The sequence below is a fragment of the Heliobacterium chlorum genome (assembly GCF_014502795.1).
Lineage (GTDB): Bacteria > Bacillota > Desulfitobacteriia > Heliobacteriales > Heliobacteriaceae > Heliobacterium > Heliobacterium chlorum.
In genome coordinates, this window is the sequence record NZ_JACVHF010000125.1 from 1 (window position 1) to 759 (window position 759).

1 protein-coding gene is annotated in these 759 nt (G+C 44.4%); it reads left to right on the forward strand.

Going from position 1 to position 759, the window contains the following annotated elements; genetic code table 11:
• The coding region (locus tag H1S01_RS20520; RefSeq protein ID WP_188042180.1) for a threonine/serine exporter family protein at positions 1-759 on the forward strand (759 nt) is incomplete at both ends.

Genomic DNA, 759 nt, shown 5'->3' on the forward strand with positions numbered 1-759 from the left:
GTTTCTATTTGGTATCTTAGAAAAACTAAGCTTTATTGGTCAGTTATCTTTTGTACGAGAAATTTTCTTAGGGTTTGTTGGATCTGCGTTGTCCATAATCATTTGCCGTTTTTTTGGGATCGATGACGGCCCACTTGTTACTGGTTTACTCCTTACGATTTTCCCCGGCACCGCCATGATTAACTCCATCCGAAACATCATCGCAGGCGACCTCATCAGTGGTGCGGTTGGCGTACTCGAAACGGCTGGGTTGATGCTCTCTTTATTTGCGAGCGCTGGTGCCGTATTATCGATTAGTGGTAGTTTTAGCGATGTGATTGCCGCTGCTTCAGTAAATAGTATTACACTCGCCTTATATCCTGTGTTAGCTGGTATCTCCAATGCAACATTTTTCACTTATTTTCAAGGACCCTGGGCTTTGATATTTAGTAGCGTAGCCGTTGGAGTGCTTGGGCGTATTGTGTATTCATTTATTGTCGCTTTTAACTTGCCCAGTGGTATTGGATTGTTTCTCGCGGGCGCTACTGTCGCGCTTATTGCCGAACATTTGGCCAGATACCACAAGACGCCTTCCACACTATTTGTTATTTCGGGTTTTATCCCGCTTGTGCCTGCGTCGATAATGTATCAAGCGGTATTGGCTTTTGCAACAAACTCCCTGTCTCAAGGTGGTGCATTGTTTTTAGCATCTGCAATTCACATGTTTGCCCTAGGTACAGGAATCGCTACAGTTACAGCTATGATTCGTTCCTGGAAACA